The organism is Bradyrhizobium sp. 521_C7_N1_3 (assembly GCF_052075975.1).
In the GTDB taxonomy this organism is placed as follows: domain Bacteria; phylum Pseudomonadota; class Alphaproteobacteria; order Rhizobiales; family Xanthobacteraceae; genus Bradyrhizobium; species Bradyrhizobium japonicum.
Genome location: NZ_CP197232.1, coordinates 7586825 through 7603860, shown reverse-complemented (window position 1 = coordinate 7603860; position 17036 = coordinate 7586825). Strand labels below are relative to the sequence as shown.

Annotated in this window: 15 protein-coding genes; 9 read left to right on the top strand and 6 right to left on the bottom strand. The window is 63.1% G+C overall.

What is annotated here, in order from left to right; genetic code table 11:
* Positions 1-292: 292 nt before the first annotated feature.
* Positions 293-1441 carry an ABC transporter substrate-binding protein gene (locus AB7008_RS35860; protein ID WP_304490847.1) on the top strand — a complete coding sequence of 383 codons (1149 nt, stop codon included), beginning with the start codon at positions 293-295 and terminating at the stop codon, positions 1439-1441.
* A 92-nt stretch (positions 1442-1533) separates the two neighbouring features.
* Here the strand turns inward: AB7008_RS35860 and AB7008_RS35855 are convergent, their stop codons facing one another.
* From AB7008_RS35855 to AB7008_RS35835, 5 genes are read right to left on the bottom strand one after another with little or no spacing between them, the layout of a single operon-like run.
* A complete protein-coding gene (locus tag AB7008_RS35855; protein ID WP_304490846.1) occupies positions 1534-2763 on the bottom strand; it encodes a Gfo/Idh/MocA family protein in 1230 nt (409 codons plus the stop codon).
* 33 nt (positions 2764-2796) lie between these two features.
* Complete coding sequence (locus AB7008_RS35850; protein WP_304490845.1) at positions 2797-4422, bottom strand: ABC transporter ATP-binding protein; 1626 nt, start codon at positions 4420-4422, stop codon at positions 2797-2799.
* Positions 4423-4458: 36 nt separating this feature from the next.
* The gene (gene ggt, locus AB7008_RS35845) at positions 4459-6054 is read right to left on the bottom strand and encodes a gamma-glutamyltransferase (protein ID WP_304490844.1); all 1596 of its coding nucleotides are present in this window, start codon (positions 6052-6054) and stop codon (positions 4459-4461) included.
* Positions 6051-6827, bottom strand: coding sequence for a glucosamine-6-phosphate deaminase (gene nagB / locus AB7008_RS35840; RefSeq protein WP_304490843.1), 777 nt, complete (start codon positions 6825-6827; stop codon positions 6051-6053). The genes ggt and nagB overlap by 4 nt, the downstream gene beginning before the upstream one ends.
* A complete protein-coding gene (locus AB7008_RS35835; protein ID WP_304490842.1) occupies positions 6824-8032 on the bottom strand; it encodes an ROK family transcriptional regulator in 1209 nt (402 codons plus the stop codon). Before AB7008_RS35835 ends, nagB begins: the two co-directional genes overlap by 4 nt.
* Before the next feature lie 231 nt (positions 8033-8263).
* Between AB7008_RS35835 and AB7008_RS35830 the strand changes: the two genes are divergently transcribed.
* The 6 genes from AB7008_RS35830 to AB7008_RS35805 all read left to right on the top strand — a co-directional run bounded on the left by AB7008_RS35830 (position 8264) and on the right by AB7008_RS35805 (position 14746).
* Complete coding sequence (locus AB7008_RS35830; RefSeq protein ID WP_304490841.1) at positions 8264-9775, top strand: ABC transporter substrate-binding protein; 1512 nt, start codon at positions 8264-8266, stop codon at positions 9773-9775.
* Between the two features lie 54 nt (positions 9776-9829).
* Positions 9830-10771 (top strand): ABC transporter permease, encoded by a 942-nt coding sequence (locus AB7008_RS35825; RefSeq protein ID WP_028156810.1) that lies wholly within the window; start codon positions 9830-9832, stop codon positions 10769-10771.
* On the top strand, positions 10768-11640 hold the full coding sequence (locus tag AB7008_RS35820) for an ABC transporter permease (protein ID WP_304490840.1): 873 nt from the start codon (positions 10768-10770) through the stop codon (positions 11638-11640). The genes AB7008_RS35825 and AB7008_RS35820 overlap by 4 nt, the downstream gene beginning before the upstream one ends.
* Before the next feature lie 251 nt (positions 11641-11891).
* Complete coding sequence (locus AB7008_RS35815; RefSeq protein WP_304490839.1) at positions 11892-12980, top strand: AI-2E family transporter; 1089 nt, start codon at positions 11892-11894, stop codon at positions 12978-12980.
* Positions 12981-13149: 169 nt separating this feature from the next.
* Complete coding sequence (locus AB7008_RS35810; RefSeq protein WP_304490838.1) at positions 13150-14262, top strand: acetate kinase; 1113 nt, start codon at positions 13150-13152, stop codon at positions 14260-14262.
* Positions 14263-14302: 40 nt separating this feature from the next.
* Positions 14303-14746 carry a potassium channel family protein gene (locus tag AB7008_RS35805; protein WP_441260316.1) on the top strand — a complete coding sequence of 148 codons (444 nt, stop codon included), beginning with the start codon at positions 14303-14305 and terminating at the stop codon, positions 14744-14746.
* 195 nt (positions 14747-14941) lie between these two features.
* Here the strand turns inward: AB7008_RS35805 and AB7008_RS35800 are convergent, their stop codons facing one another.
* A complete protein-coding gene (locus tag AB7008_RS35800; protein ID WP_248879118.1) occupies positions 14942-15625 on the bottom strand; it encodes a helix-turn-helix domain-containing protein in 684 nt (227 codons plus the stop codon).
* Positions 15626-15858: 233 nt separating this feature from the next.
* Here AB7008_RS35800 and AB7008_RS35795 point away from each other — a divergent pair, with 233 nt between their 5' ends.
* Both AB7008_RS35795 and AB7008_RS35790 read left to right on the top strand, forming a co-directional pair.
* Positions 15859-16482, top strand: coding sequence for a response regulator transcription factor (locus tag AB7008_RS35795; RefSeq protein WP_248879116.1), 624 nt, complete (start codon positions 15859-15861; stop codon positions 16480-16482).
* Between the two features lie 127 nt (positions 16483-16609).
* A complete protein-coding gene (locus AB7008_RS35790; protein WP_441260315.1) occupies positions 16610-17026 on the top strand; it encodes a response regulator transcription factor in 417 nt (138 codons plus the stop codon).
* Positions 17027-17036: the final 10 nt, after the last annotated feature.

Genomic DNA, 17036 nt, shown 5'->3' with positions numbered 1-17036 from the left:
CGATAGTCCGACCTCACCAGGCGTCGAACGCGACGCAAGACAGGTCGATCATGGCGCGCCGAAATGAACTGCCGATTGGGCGGCTTGGCCGGCGCCTGGCTTGAGAGGCGGGTCCTTGTCCCTAGGCATAGGGACAGACACGGCCCAGCGATCCGCCTAGGGTCGCTCGCCTGGTTGCTCGTAACCCCGGGACAGGACCTGAATATCGGACGATCTCCTCCGGGCCCTTGATGATGCCCCGCGGGGTCCGATGCAACCGGCCGAAGCACTGGGGCGGACAGGGAGGAGCTGCATGACGATAGGTTTCACGCGAGTTTGTCTTGTCGTGGCCTGCGTACTTTATGGATACGCGGCGCACGCCGAAATTAAGGTCGGAATTGTGATTTCGGCCACCGGCCCGGGATCTGCGTTGGGGCAACCCCAGCTCAAGACTGTCGCAGCTCTGCCAAAAGAGATCGGCGGAGAGAAGGTGACCTACATCGTCCTGGACGACGAGTCTGATTCCACCAAAGGGATCCAGAACGCGCGCCGGCTCGTGATCCAGGACAAGGTCGATGTGCTGGTCGGGTCTTCTCTGACGCCGGTGACCATGCCGATGCTCGACGTGGCGCTGGAGTCAAAGACGCCCCTGCTATCGCTTGCGGCCGCCACCGCCATCGTTCAGCCGCTGGACGACAAACGGGCCTGGGCCTTCAAGGTCGTCCCCAACGATGACCTGATGGCGAGCGCCATTCTCAAATACATCGCGGAATCCGGCGCGAAGACGCTTGGCTTTATCGGTGTTTCGGATGGCTATGGCGAAGGTTACTATAAGGAGGTCAGCCGCCTTGCGCCGACCTTGGGTTTGACGGTGACGACGCATGAAGTCTACGCGCGTGCGGACACCAGCGTCACCGGCCAGGCGTTGAAGGTGATGTCGACGAATCCTGACGCCGTCTTCATTGCTTCTGCAGGTACCCCGGCGGTCCTGCCGCAACAGGCGCTCCGTGAGCGCGGATACACCGGAAAGATCTTTCAGACCCATGGCGTGGCCAGCGAGGAGTTCATCAAGCTCGGAGGCGCGACCGTCGAAGGCGCTATGTTCGCCGGCGAGGCCTTTACCGTTGCGGCCGATCTTCCGGCGGGAGACCCGTTCCGTCACGCGACGGAGCAGTTCGTCACCGCCTATGAGGCGGTGAACGGTCAGAAGCCCAATATGTTCGCGGCTCACCTCTGGGATGTCGTCGCACTGATCGGAAAAGCTGCTCCGAACGCGCTGAAGACGACCAAGCCGGGGACGCCCGAGTTTCGTGCAGCTCTGCGGGACGAACTCGAACGCGGGGAGAACATCTATCTCAACAACGGGCTGTCGAACATGAGCAAGACAGACCACAACGGCTATGATGAACGCTCAGCCTTTTTGATCAAGGTCGAGGGCGGGAAGTTTCGCTTGGCGAAATAGCAGCGCGCCTTCCTCGAGAAGACGCGATGTCGAAGCCGAGCTTCTCGTCGGTGATCTCGACTCCTCAGCCTGGAGCACAGGGCGTCACGCCGTCAGCGCGCCACGAGAGGAACATAGTGTTCGAGTTCGGGATCCGGGAAATGGATGGTCCGGCCAAGCTCTGCGGAGCGATAGAGTCCCATGAGCATTTCCATGACGCCGACCCCGTCATCGAAGGTTTCCGCTGGACTCATGCCTCGCCTGAATGCCTCCACCATATGGCGGTTCTCGTCGGTGTATCCGTAGATGCCGGCTTCGTCCTCGACAACCGGCATCAGACCTTGCTCGGAATTCTGCTTCTCGACGAGGTCCTCGCCCTCTGATCCGCTGATCGCGCGGGAGAGGAAGACCTTGAGGCCAGTCGAGAGCGAGGAGAACTCCATCGAATATTCGGGACCAAGCAATTCAAGCTGGATGCGCAAGCCGGCGCCGACATACGCCCATGAGGTTGTCGCCTCGATCATCAATTGGTGCCCGTCGGTATCTTCCATCGTAAGTATCCCGCGCGCGAAATCCTCGACCGGACGTTTGGCGAAATCGACCCCCATTCGCCTCTTGAGGTCGGCAGCGTAGTGGGGGCGCGTCCATTTGAGATTGGCCGTCGTGGCGCTGGCGCTGACCAGCCGTAAGGAATCGCGCTTTGCGCCGGGTGCGGTCAGCATGAAGCGTGCGACCTCGACTGAATGGCACATCATGTCCGAGAGCACGCCCCCTCCTTGCTTGTCGCCCTGCCAGAACCACGGCTCGTGCGGTCCTGAATGCTCCTCGGCGGCACGCGCGAGATAGGGGCGTCCACTTCCGGGTACCGCTCGCCGCCAGATGATGTCCTTGCCGCGCATCACCGCGGTCGAAAAAAGCTGGTTCTCCAGATAACCGTGGAGCAGGCCTGCATCTTCGACGAGCCTGCGCATTTCCCGTGCTTCGGCAAGCGTGCGGGCGAGTGGCTTTTCGCAGGCAATGGCGCGCAGGGGAGCCCCGGCCTTGGTCACGCGGTGGATCTCGCGCATGATGTCGAGACGGCTGTCGTTCGGTGTCAGCAGCCAAAGCGCATCGACCTCGCCGGACATTGCCATCGCCTCGATGCTGTCAAACACATGAGCCGGCCCAAGGCCAAGATTGCGCGCCTTGTCGGCAATGCGCGTCCGCCGCTCGGCGGAACGGCTGTAGACGCCGCCGACGCCGACGTTGCGCACGCCGAGCATGGACTGCAGATGGAACGCGGCGATGAAGCCGCTGCCGACAAGGCCGATGCGCAGCATTGGAAGTTCCGTGAGCTTCTGCATGTCAGAGACCTCCTTCAATGAAAATGCGGTGGTTCAGACCGACGTAGGCGTTCTGCGTTGCCTGCCCGGGATCGCGGCCAGCAGTGCCTGCGTGTAGGGATGTTCCGGCCGTGTCAGCAGATCTGCCGTCGGCCTGATCTCGACGACTTCGCCGAGGCGCATCACTGCGATCCGGTCGCAGACCTGGGCCGCGACGTTGAGATCGTGGGTGATGAACAGCACTGCCAGCCGCAGCCGCGCCTTCAATGTCTCGAGCAAGGTGAGCACCTGCGCCTGGACAGAGACGTCGAGCGCTGACACCGGTTCGTCGGCCACCAGAACCTCTGGGTCGAGCGCCAGCGCGCGCGCAATTCCGATCCGCTGGCGTTGCCCTCCGGAGAATTCATGCGGAAAGCGTCGCGCGGCGCTTGGATCGAGTCCCACGAGCGCCAGCAGTTCCTCGGCACGCGCGAAGGCCTGCCCCGGCGGGACGCCGTGCGCGATCGGTCCGTCGGCGATAATTCGCCCGACGCGGCGACGCGGATTGAGCGAGGCGAAGGGATCCTGGAACACCATTTGGACATGCTTGCGGGCGGCCCGCAGGCCGGCACCGCGAGCCTCGGAGAAATCCAGTTCGCCGATACGGACCACGCCCGCATCGGCGTCGGTGAGTCGCATCACCAGCCGGCCGATCGTGCTCTTGCCCGATCCGGACTCTCCAACGAGGCCGAGCGTCTCGCCGCGCCGGATTTCGAAGGTCACATCCTTTACGGCTGCGACCTCGGTCTGCGAGCTGAACCAGTCGCTGCCACGATAGATCTTCGCAAGTCCGGTCGCAGCGCAGGCGATCGGTTCGTCCTCGACCCGGACCCGGACCGGCGGGGTCCCGCCGGGCACCGCGGCGAGCAGCCGGCGCGTATAGGGATGCTGCGGGCGTTCGAGCACGTCCTCCATGGATCCCTGTTCGACGACGCGACCCTTCTCCATGACCGCGACGCGGTCCGCGATGTCGGCGACGACGCCGAAATCATGGGTGATGAACAGCACCGCCATGCCGCGCCGCTGCTGAATGTCCCGGATCAACCGAAGGATCTGTGCCTGTGTCGTGACGTCGAGTGCCGTGGTTGGTTCGTCCGCGACCAGGATCGATGGTTCGAGCGCAAGGGCCATCGCGATCATGGCACGCTGACGCTGGCCACCCGACAACTGATGCGGGTAGCTGCGGATGATCCGGTCGAGATCGCGCATGCCTACCTCTTCGAGGAGGGCGCGCAAGTGGGCTTGCCGCTCAGTTGGCGTGAGTTGTCCGTGCGCCTCGAACGCTTCCATGATCTGGTCGCCGATCCTGATCACAGGATTGAGCGCCGTCATCGGTTCCTGGAAGATCATCGCGATGCGTCGCCCGCGCAACGTCCGCCATTCTGCTGCGGGGAGGTTCAGCAGATCGCGCCCCTCAAAGTGTATGGCCCCTGCAACCGGGCGAATGGCCCTGGGCAGCAGGCCCATGACAGCAGAGGCGCAGACCGATTTTCCGGAGCCGGATTCACCGACGACGCAGAGGATTTGTCGCGGATGCAGAGCAAGCGAAACGTCCTCGACCGCAGAGGCACGATCCGCGCCGGCGGGCAGCGCCAGTGTCAGCCGTTCGATCGACAGGATCGCCTCTATTGTCTCGCTCATGCTGCCCGATCCGACATCAATTCTTTCTCATCCTGGTCACGCCGCCAGTGCAATGCCGTCCTTGCGATGGTCCGACGCGCCGAGAATGACACCCCTGGAAGGATCGATGTGCACGGCCTGACAACCTCCGAGCGGTTCGTCCGCCCAGATCACGCGATGACCGCGCGCAATCAATTCGTCGGCGACGGAGCCGGGAATCGTGGGTTCGAGGCTCAGCGTGCCATCAAACGCAAAGCTGCGCGGCGCATCCGAGGACTGCTGAATGTCGAGTCCACGATCGAGCACGCCGCTCAGGATCTGCATATGTCCCGCCGCCTGGTATTGTCCACCCATCACGCCGAAGGCCATGATCGGCTTGCCGTGCTTCGCCAGCAGACCCGGAATGATGGTGTGAAAGGGACGCTTTCGCGGCGCAATCGCATTGGGATGTCCTTCCAAGAGGGAGAATCCCGAACCTCGGTTCTGCAATAGCACGCCAGCGCGAGGGGCGTAGATGCCGCTGCCGAACGCGAAGAAGAGCGAATTGATAAAAGATACCATGTTGCCGTCGCGGTCGGCGACCGCAACGTAAGCCGTGTCACGATGAACAGGCATATCAAAATCCGCTGATGCGCTGGCACGCTTCAGGTTGATGGAGGAGCGCAATGCCGCGACTGACGCCTCCGAGAGGAGCGAGTCGACATCGAGCGGACGGAATGCCGGATCGGCGACCAGCGCGTCACGCTGCCGATAGGCGGCCTTGGTTGCCTCGGCGAGGAGGTGAATGCGATCCGCCTCGCCGAGCGCCGGATTGGCCATGTCGAAGCCGGCAAGGATGCGGGCGATCAGCAGCGCCGCGACGCCCTGTCCATTAGGCGGACATTGCAGGATTTGATGATCGCGGTAGTCGGCGCTGATCGGCTCGACGTACTCCGATCGGGCACTTGCGAAATCGTCAAGCTGCATCACTCCGCCCAGCGCCTTCAATGTCGAGACGATTTCCTCGGCGACGGCGCCTTCGTAAAACGCAGCGCGTCCCTCACGTGCAATCCGGCGCAGCGTCGCGCCGAGTGCGCGATGATTGAGCTTGCTGCCGACGGCGGGCGCAGCGCCACCGGGCAGATAGACCGGTACGCCAGCCTGATGTCGTTCGATGCGATCGGCATAGCGTGCCCAATCCAGCGCGGCGCGGGGCGTCACCACAAAGCCGGTCTCGGCTGCGCGGATCGCCGGCGCCAGAACCTCGTCCAGGCCTTTTGAACCATAGTCGCCAGAGAGGCGGCACCAGGCATCGACCGCCCCCGGAACTGTGACTGCATGGGGTGAATCGTCCGGGATCGACGCCAACCCGCGTTGCCGAAACCAGCCGAGCTCGGCCTTCGCCGGCGCTCGGCCCGAGCCGTTGACAGCGACGGGTTTGCCGGAGGCGGGAGCATAGATTGCAAAACAGTCGCCGCCGATGCCGGTCATATGCGGATCAATGACACCCTGGAGGGCGATCGCGGCAATGGCGGCATCGACTGCATTGCCGCCATTGCGCAGGATCTCGACCGCAGCGAGCGTGACAGCTGGATGAGAGGTCGCGGCCATGCCCTGGTCGCCCACCGCCAGCGAGCGCCCCGGCACCATGAAATCGCGCTGTCCCCAGCTCATGCCCTTCTCCGATTGTTGTTGTGGGGCTGCGTGGCGAGGGCTGCGGCAGCCGCTTCATCGCAAAGGATATCGACGTTGCCGTGCAGGCGGAGTGCCGAGGCAGGACAAGCTGCTGTGATCGGACCCTCGATCGCGGCTGCGACTGCGGCTGCTTTCTCCGGCCCCCTGGCGATAAGGAGGATGCTCCGAGCCTCCAGGATCGTTGCTATGCCCATTGTGATCGCACGTTCGGGAACCGACGCCGGATCAGGAAAATTGATGGCATTCGCGATGCGGGTGGCTTCATCGAGTCTGACCTCGCGGGTACGCGAAGCGAAATCCGAACCTGGCTCATTGAAGCCGATATGGCCGTTGGCGCCGATGCCGAGGAGCAGGAGGTCGATGCCCCCGGCCGCCGCAATCTGCGCCTCATAGCGCGCGGCCTCGGCGGCGACGTCGTCGGCCGTGCCATCGGGGATTTCTGCCCGACCGGCTTCCATATCCACATGCCCAAAGAAATGCTGCTGCATATAGGCATGGAAGCTTCCGGGCGATTGGGGGGCGACGCCCACATATTCATCGAGATTGAAGCTCGACACCGTTCGGAATGAGATGACGCCGGCGCGGGTCGCGGCGACAAGGCGGGCATAGAGCGGCGCCATTGTCGCTCCGGTCGCAAGACCGAGGGTCATCGGCCGTCGATCGTGCAGCCGCGCAATGACGAGCGTAGCTGCGCGTTCCGCGACGGCGGCGGCATTGCCGACAACCTCGATTCTCGGCGCCTGCTCCTTCATGCTGCGACATCTGCTGCCGTGAAAGGAAGAGCCAGCGGGCCCGCATCCTTGCCGATGCCAAACAGCGAGCGATGCACGAGGTCGATCGCGCTGCCGATCGCGCCGATCAGCGTAGCGCGATTGCCGAGCGCGCTGAGCTCGATACGAACAGGCTCGCGCATGCAGCGTCCCAGGTGTTCATCGATCCGGACCTTCAACTCGGGCCGCGCGCCGATGCTGCCGCCCATGATGATGATTTCCGAATCGAGGATGCTGTGCACCGCCAGGATCGCGGTCGTCAGGATCCGGCCGACCTCGTCGATCGTAACTCGTGCCGTCTCCTCGACCGCGAGCCGATCGAAGACATCGCGCACGGTACTGCCGGGTGCGCCGCCGAGCGCGATATAGCGTTCGACAATGCCGGCGCTGCCGATCGCGGTTTCCAGGGTGCCGAACCGAAGGCCGCGCGCATCGTAGGGATCGCCCCCAAGCGGCAGGTAGGCTATCTCGCCGGCCGCCCCGCGTGCGCCGCGCACGAGATAGCCGTTCGAAAAGATGCCCATGCCAATGCCGGTGCCGACTGCGATGAAGGCGAAACTGCGCGCCTTGCGGCTGTTGCCGCGCCAATGCTCCCCGATTGCGGCGAGATTGACGTCATTTTCGATGGCGACGTCGATTCCGAGCCGTTCGCGCAGCGCGGCCCTCACGTCCAGGCTATCCAGTCCGGGGATATTGGGCGCGATGACGATGCTGCCCGACGCTGGGTCGACCATCCCCGGACTTCCCATCACGCCGCCGCGCAAACGTTGCGCCGATACGGACGCACGCTGAAGCAGGGCATCCTTCATGCGATCGATCTGTGCGACCACGGCAGCGCCGCCGTCGCCGGATGTCGGTTCGATGCTCTCGGCGGCGATCTCACCGTGCAGATCGGCAAGTGCGACATGCAGTTTCGTGCCGCCAAGGTCGATACCCAACACGAAGGCGGCGTCCGGCCGGAGCGCGTAGGTGACGGCGCTTCTCCCCACGCTGCCCTGAATTTGACCGTCCTCATGGACCCAGCCGTCGCGTTCGAGATCACGCATCACTTCGGAGATGGTCTGCTTGGACAGGCCCGTGCTGCGGGCGATTTCGGCGCGCGATACCGAGCGATCGCGCAGCAGGCGCTCAACCACAAGGCGCACGGATTGCTGTCGCGCGACGGGCGATGAGGGGGCGTCTGGCATGGGCCTCAATCCAATTAGTCAATATACCGAACTAATACCTTGCATGATCTGTCGTCAAGGGGTGCAGTGCGAGGATTTTTCGCTTTAGAGAGCGTCGTATTGTAATTTAGTTCCTTGTCGCGAGATGATTTGTTCGAGACGTTTACAAATAGGTTCAGTCATGCTTGTCTTGACTCTCAAAAGCAGAGCCTTGGAAGCCTTGGGATAGGCGTGCGACGAAAGGAATTCCGTATGAAGCGGACGGGCACGGCGTTGGCGGCGATTCTGATGATCGCATCGGGTCTGGTCTCGGCGAGTGCCGCGACATTGCGGGTCGGCATTCAGGACGATCCCGATGCGCTCGACCCGGCCCTCAGCGGCACATACTCCGGCCGCTTCGTGTTTGCGGCGCTGTGCGACAAGCTTGTCGATATCTCCCCTGACCTCAAGATCGTGCCGCAGCTGGCTGAGGCATGGGAGTGGTCCGCGGACGGCAAGTCGATCACGTTCACGCTGCGCAAGAACGTCACGTTCCACGATGGCACTGCGTTCGATGCAGCGGCGGTTAAGTTCAATATCGAGCGCATGAAGACGATGCCGGATTCCAAGCGCAAGGCCGAGCTGGCGCCGGTCGCGAGCGTCGAAGCGCTTGCCGCGGACAAGGTGAAGTTCAACCTGTCGGAGCCGTTCGTGCCGCTGCTTGCCAATCTCAGCGATCGTGCCGGCATGATGGTCTCGCCCAAGGCCGCCACGGAGAAGGCCGGGGAATTTGCAGCCGCGCCGGTCTGTGCCGGTCCGTATCAATTTGCCGAGCGCAAGTCGCGCGACCTCATTCGCGTCAAGAAATATCCCGGCTACTGGGACGCTGCACGGGTCGGCTATGACGAGGTCGTCTACTACTACGTTCCCGACTCGACCGTGCGGCTGTCGCGTGTCCGGGCGGGCGATCTCGATCTCGCGGAGCGTATCGCGCCGACCGATCTCAAGACCGTGCGCGACGATCCCAACCTCGCCCTGCATTCCGGCCAGGGACTTGCCGTCTCGCATCTGATGTTCAATGTCGGCGCCGGCGCGAAGGCCGATACGCCACTCGGCAAGAACTCGACGCTGCGTCAGGCCTTTGAGCTGGCGATCGATCGCAATGTCATCAACCGCGTCGCCTTCAACGGCGAGTTCCTGGCGGATAACCAGATGATCCCGCCGTCATCTCCGTTCTACGATAGCGCGCGCAAGGCGCCGGCTCGCGATGTTGCCAAGGCAAAGGCAATGATTGCCGCTGCCGGAATGACTCGCGTGCCGGTCGAGATCCAGTACGAGAATACGGCCGGCGATTCCCGGGTCGCACAGATCATACAGTCGATGGCGGGCGAGGCCGGTTTCGACGTCAAGCTGCTGCCCATGGAAACGACCACTGCCATCGAGCGCTACATGAACGGCAATTTCGAAGCCTATATCGGCAACTGGAGCGGCCGCGCTGACCCGGACCCGACGCTGGTCGCCTTTTTCAGTTGCGCGGGCTCCCAGAACGTCAACAAGTACTGCAACAAGGATCTCGATGCGATCCTGAACCAGGCCCGCGGCGAGGCTGACGAAGCCAAGCGCAAGGCACTCTACGCCAAAGCGACGGACATTTACCTGACGGCGCTCTCGTCGATTCCCCTCCATCACCCGAACTGGTTCTTTGCGGCCCGCAAATCGGTCGGCGGTATCGTCATGGTGCCGGACGGTCTGTTGCGTCTGGTCGGTGTCAAGCCTGTAAATTGATGCGCAACTCGCGCCCGCCGATGCGCTCGCCCTGGTGAGGACCAGTCTGCCCCGATGAAGAGCTTGCTTCTGCGCCGGCTTGCCGTCCTGCTGCCGACCCTGTTGTTGGTGTCGATGATGGTGTTCGGTCTGCAGAAACTGCTGCCCGGCGATCCTGCGCTGGCGCTCGCCGGAGAAGAGCGTAATCCCGAAGTCGTTGAATATCTTCGGCAGAAGTATCGCTTCAATGATCCGATCCCGGTGCAATACGCCGTCTGGCTGAAAGCCCTGGTGCACGGTGACTTCGGCACTTCGGTACGCACCCGATTGCCGATCGGCACCATGCTGGCGGAAAAATTGCCGGTGACCGTTGAGCTCGCGATGCTGTCGATGCTGGTCGCGCTGCTCGTCGGGTTGCCGATCGGGATCTTCGCGGCGCTGGGGCGCGGGACGCCTTTCGACTACGGTGCCAGTCTGTTCGGGCTTGCCGGACTGTCGATCCCGCATTTCTGGCTGGGGATCATGCTGATCCTTCTGTTCTCGGTGAATCTCGGCTGGCTTCCGGCCGGAGGTTTCGTTCCGCCGTCCGAAAGCGTGGGAGGCAACCTGCTTTCGATGCTGATGCCCGCCTTGGTGCTCGGCACGGGCACTGCTGCGATCATGATGCGTCATGTCCGCGGCGCGATGATCGAGGCGATGAAGCAGGACTATGTGCGCACCGCCCGCGCGAAGGGCGTCCGCGAAAGCACCATCGTGCTGCGTCATGCGCTGCCGAACGCGCTGATTCCCGTCGTCACGCTGGGGACACTGCAATTTGGCGAACTGCTGGCCGGCGCGGTGTTGACGGAGCAGGTCTTTTCCATCCCGGGGTTCGGCAAGATGGTCGTCGACGGCGTGTTCAGCCGCGATTATGCCGTGGTTCAGGCGGTCGTGCTCTGCACAGCAGCCGTATTCCTCCTGATGAGCCTGATTGCCGACGTGGCCTATGTGCTGCTCAATCCGAGGCTCAGGTCATGAGCTCGATTGAGACGGTGCCGGTCGCAAGTCAGGCACGCGCCGCCGCTCCCTCGGAAATTCGTCGCCTGTTGCGCGAACCATCCGCCGTCATCGGGGCCACGATCATCCTGTTCTTCGTGGTGCTGGCGGTGTTTGCCTCTTGGATTGCGCCCTACGATCCAAACTCGCCGGACTGGATGGCGATTCGCGCGGCACCCAGTGCGGCACACTGGTTCGGCACCGACGATCTCGGTCGGGACGTGCTCTCGCGCGTGATCTTCGGCACGCAAGCCTCGCTTGCCGCCGGCATGGTCTCCGTGACGGTCGCCGTGCTGATCGGCCTCCCGTTTGGTCTCATGGCCGGCTATTTCGGCGGCCTCACCGACATGGTGATCTCGCGCCTCGCCGATGCGCTGCTCGCTTGCCCTTTTCTGGTGCTGGCGATTGCGCTAGCCGCGTTCCTGGGCCCCAGCCTGCAAAATGCGATGATTGCCATCGGCATTTCCGCCGTGCCGGTGTTCGTTCGTGTTGCGCGTGGCGAGACGCTGGTTGTCTGCACCGAGGATTACATCGCGGCGGCCCGGTCCCAAGGCCTCGGCCATCTCGCCATCCTGACCGGACAGGTGCTGCCGAACGTGCTTGCGCCGACGATCGTGCAGGCGACGCTGACCATGGCGATTGCAGTTCTCGCCGAGGCGAGCCTGGCCTTTCTGGGGCTTGGCCAGCTTCCTCCGGCCCCCTCATGGGGCGCCATGCTTGACGTTGCCAGGCAATTTCTCGGCGAGGCGCCATGGATGGCCTTCTGGCCGGGGCTCGCGATCATTGCGCTCGTCATCGGCTTCAACCTGATGGGGGACGGCCTGAATGATGCCCTCAATCCCAGGCAATAGATGGAAGACGAGCCCGTTCCGCTGAGGGGCTCCGCAGCGGGGCCTAGGGCTGTTAGATTTCAGGCGGCAGAGCAAAGCCTGTCTCGTCCGAGCGTTGCAGCGCGCAGATCCGATGACACAGGTCGATGACGTGCTCGTCGTAGACTAGCGTGTATTGACGCGAGCATTTGGCGCGCCGTTGATCTGTATCAAGCCCGCCGCGGAATAGGGGCCGCTAGGCTTCCAGCAGGAACGCTGCCCGGACACAGGCCTTGAACACGCTTCGCCAGCATCGGTCTATCGACGGAGTCATCCAGCTCGTGATCCGGCTCGGATTGCTGGCGCTGCTGATCGTGTGGACTTTCCTCATCATCCGCCCCTTCGTGCCAATCCTGGCCTGGAGTGCGGTGCTCGCGGTGGCGTTCTATCCAGTCTTCGGCTGGCTCGCCAAGCGCCTCGGGGGCCGCCCGCGCACCGCCGCTTTCATTCTTACGCTGGTTACGCTGGGCATCGTCATTGGTCCCGCGGCCTGGCTCGGCATGAGCGCAGTCGACGGGATCAGGGATCTCGCGGGCCAGATCAGCAGCGGCGATCTCAGGCTTACGGAGGCGCCCGAACAGATCAAGAGCTGGCCGCTGATCGGCACCCAGCTCTACGATCTCTGGACCCAGGCCAACAGCAATATTCGCGCGGTGCTGAGCGAGGTGATGCCGTATCTGAAACCGCTTGCCGGGCTGATGCTGTCGTTGGCCGGTGATGCCGGTGTCGGCACGCTCCAGTTCCTGCTGTCGGTATTCGTCGCCGGCTTCCTCTTTCCCTACGGTCCGCAGCTCGTCGACGCGGTGCGCGGCTTCCTGTTCCGGGTCGTACCGGAGCAGAGCGAGCATTTTCTGGAGCTCGCCGGCGCGACCATCCGCGCGGTGTCGCAGGGCATCATCGGTGTCGCAATCGTGCAGTCGCTACTGGCCGGCATCGGCTTCAAGCTCGCAGGCACCCCGAGTGCCGGCCTGCTGGCATTCCTCGTCCTGTTGCTGTCGATCGTGCAGATCGGCCCCTTCCTCGTTCTCTTCCCGGTGGTCGTCTGGATCTGGATGGACAAGGACGTGACCACGGCGGTGCTCCTGACCATCTTCCTCGGCGCCGTCGGCCTCCTCGACAACATCCTGAAACCCATCGTCATGGGGCGCGGCCTGACCACGCCGACGATCGTGATCCTGATCGGGGTGATCGGTGGAACGCTCGCGCACGGAATCATCGGCCTCTTCATCGGGCCGATCATCCTGTCGGTCGCCTGGGAACTCGCGGCGGCCTGGATCCGGAACGACCGCGCCGCTGCGCCGAAAGGGCCGGAAGCGACCTGAATCTCCGCACGCATCACCTTTGACCTAAGTCAATCCTCTCGACTCCCGATGGCCTTGATTGGGCGTAGGCAGATCTGACCTCAGGCATGTCGATGGCCCATCGAACGTTGCAGCGGGATTGCGCATTCGGGCAAACGTCCCCGGCGATGACGGCTGTCGACTGACCGCCATGGATGCGATCCTTGCCATCGATGCGAATGCAGGAGGGGTGAACTTCCAGCTCTTCTCCGTGCGAGGCGAGGGGAGGCTGGAACGGCAAATCAAGGGACGGCTTGACGGGCTCGGCAGCCATCCGCGCCTCAGGGCGAGCGGAGCGAACGGCGATCCGCTGGCGCACCGCACCTATCAGAACGACGACGTCGACGACATTCCGGCGGCATGCGCGGTGGTCGATAGCTGGCTGCGGGACGAATTGGGAATCCAACCGTTGGCCGTGGGACATCGCGTCGCGCAGGGAGGACCGGATGACGCCCGGCCGGCCCTGATCGATGACGCCGTGATGGCGCGTCTGGAACGGCTGATTGCACTCGCGCCGCTGCTTCAACCGTACAATCTTGCGCCAATCCGTATCATGCAGGCCAATCATCCGGCGCTACCGCAAGTCGCCTGCTTCGATACTGCGTTCCATCTCGGCACGGTGGTGAAGAACGGCAGCTATCCTATTGCGCATCAACTCTACGCAGGTGACGCAAGGCGTTACGGGGCTCACGGTCTTTGCTACGAGTCGATCGCTCGAGCTTTGACGCTCGAGGCCCCCGAGATTGCCGCGCGCCGCGTGATCGTTGCGTGCCTCGGCGACACCAGCTCGATGTGTGCGCTGAAGGAAGGCCGCAGCGTCGAAAGCACGAATGGATTCTATGCTCTTGGCGCATCGCCGTCGGACTATTCCGCAGGCGAAATCGATCCCGGCGACGCATTTCTGCTCACCAGTCCGCGTGACGACGGTGCAGCGGCTCGTTTTCTGCGAGCAGAACAGGCCGTCGAGCACCTCGCCTACTGCGCCGGCCTCAACGCCGGCCTGCTTGCGGCCGCGCTGGAGGGGCTTGACGCCTTTGTTTTCACCGGCGCGATCGGCCAAGGCTCGACCACGATCCGCGCGCGCATTGCCGAAAGGCTGGGCTGGCTCGGTGCTATACTGGATGCGAAGGCCAACGCCCATAACGCAAGGCTGATCTCGCGCCGCGATAGTCGCATCCCTCTCTACGTGCTCCCCTCCGACGACGAATTGACCATCGCGCGGCACACATTGGCGCTCTTGCTGAACGGGCCGTCGCCACGTTGAGGCAGCTTCCAGGAAAGCTGAAAAGGATTGGCGGCGCACGATGCTTCTTCAATTCCTCGTCGGTACGCTGGTCAGCGTGATCAATATCGGCATCCATGCGCTGGTGACCATCGTCGCCGTCGGGATCGCCCGCGGCGCGGGCTTGCGACAAACCAGGAGATCAAGAGTGCACCTGATGGGTGTCATGGTCGCGACAGCCGTGGTGTTGCAGGTCGCGCATACGCTGGAGGTTCTGGTGTGGGCTCTGATGTATGAAGTCGTTCAGGCCGCCGCACCGGGCAGTGATGCGCTCTATTTCGCCTTCGTCAACTACACCACGCTCGGCTACGGCGATATCACGCCCGTGCGCGAATGGCGCCTCATCGGCCCGTTGACGGCCATGAATGGTGTCCTGCTGTTCGGCTGGTCGGCCGCCATCCTGTTCGAGGTCTTGCGCAAGACTCTCGAGCACCTCGGCGTAACCCAGGCGTCCGGTCTCAAATGATCCTGATACCGATGGAGGCTTCGGCGAGAGCCGAGCTCACCCCAGGAAAAGGATCATGGCCGTGAACGCCACCGGCAGCGTCCCGAACAAAACGACTGCGATCCGAAATGCGGTCTCGTTCCACATCGGAAGAGGCTAGCATCGGACGGTACCGGTGTGATGTGCAGTTTGTGCCATTCGGCGGTGTCGGCCCGCTCAAGGCTGCAGGTCGAGGCTTGCAAGCTGGTGCCGATCCAGCAGCACGATCTGACGCTGGGTATTGCCGACGAAGCCGAGGGCCCCGAGCTCATGGAGCCGCGACAGCGCGCGGGATACGGTCTCCAGAGTCAGGCCGAGGTAATCGGCGATATCGCGCCGCGACATCGGCAGCGCCATGACGCCGGACGCCGTCAACCGCCCGTCCATCTCGAGCAGGAACGCCGCGACCCGCTCCAGCGAGGTCTTGCGGCCCAGCAGCAGCATGTGGTCCTCCGCATGCTGGAGGTTGTTGGTGGTCATGCTGAGGAGGTTTCTGGCGACCATCGCATCGCTTTCGGCCACCATTTCGAGGCTTTGCCGTCTGACCAGGCGCACCGTGGTGTCGACGATCGCTTCCGTGGTGAAGCGGTGCTCGTTGCCGTTCTCCAGGCCAAAAATGTCGCCGGCGAGGTGAAAGGCGCCAATCTGCCTGCGGCCGTCCGACAGCAGCTTGTAGCTTCGCACCGCACCAGATGTCACCTGATAGACATAATCGGCGGGCTCTCTCTCCCCGTAGATTTCGCTGCCCTTTTTATAGGTAAATTGGCTTAAACTGACGAGCGCATTTGAATCGCTGGTCATGCCGAGGTCACGAAGGGAGTTGGGACGCGGCGTCGAATCCGCTGTGATGCGAACGAACATAGGCCAACTCCTCAGCTCATCGCCGAATTGGTCCGTCGGACGAAAAGTCTCGCCGCTGGGAATGCGCCGCGCCGTCCCATTCCCGCCGAAGTTGATTTACGACTAAGGCGGCATTCTCATCCATTGTCCCAAGGTTCATTGTACCAAGGGACAGCGTTGAGGCCTGTTGGGAGGTTGTTGCGCGGATTGAGAAGTTGCCGGTGGTGGTTGACGAATTCAGCAAGAGGTGACGAGTGCCCGGCCTAGTTCACGTGGTGGATGACGACGATTCCTTCCGGACGGCAATCGCGCGCCGGCTGAAGCTCGCCGGTTACGACGTTGCGACCTACGCGTCGGCGCAGGATTTGTTGGATGCGGCGCCTGACGACGCGCAGCCGGGATGCATCCTGCTCGACGTGTGGATACCGGGGCTGAGCGGCCCCGACTTGCAGACCCGATTGGTCGCGTCGGGCTCGACGCTGCCAATCATATTCCTGACCGGACACGCCGACACGCCAACCACGGTGCAGGCCATCAAGGCCGGCGCGGAGGATTTCCTGACCAAGCCGGTATCCTCCGAGCAGTTGATCGCTGCGATCGAGCGCGCGATGGCGCGCCAGCACGCCGCGCAGGCGCATCGCGGAAGGCTCGAGACTTTCCGCATTCACGTCGCCTCGTTGACGCATCGCGAGCGTCAGGTGTTCGATCTCATCGTCCGCGGCAGGATCAACAAGCAGATCGCGCATGAGCTTGGAACGACCGAGCGCACCGTGAAGGCACACCGTCACCAGGTGATGGAGAAGATGCAGGTTCATTCGCTGGCGGAGCTCGTTTCGATCGCGGAACGGCTTGGAATGCTCGATACGAGCGACGATTAGCTGATTTGTCGTCACGGACAGTTCCCGCGGTGTGACTTCCCCAAGAGACAATATGAAATTCGTTGGTGCGGTGCCATGCAGGGCGACGGTTTGCCCGACACGCAAGTGGCAACCAGGCGAATTCAATATGGCCAGAGCCGCCGCAATCAGTCGTTCGGCTCGAAGGGGCACTTCCTTGTCAGAGCGTGGCTCTGTTTTTATCGTCGATGACGATCCGTCCGTCCGGACCAGCTTGAACAGGCTGCTCCGCGAGCATGGCTTTGCCGCGACGCTCTTCGACTCCGCTGGAGCCTTGCTCCATCACGGCAGCTTCGACAAGGCGATCTGCATCGTCCTCGATATCGACCTGAACGGACGGTCCGGCATCGACCTGCGCCGGCAACTGGCAGAGGAGGGCGTCACTGCGCCGGTGATCTACATCACCGGAAACGACAGCTCGGCGAACCGCGCCGCCGCAGTCGCGTCCGGATGCATTGCCTATCTGGTCAAGCCGTTCACCGCGCAGTCCCTGATCGAGTCGGTGGCGCGCGCGTCGGCTGCGTAACGCGGCACGG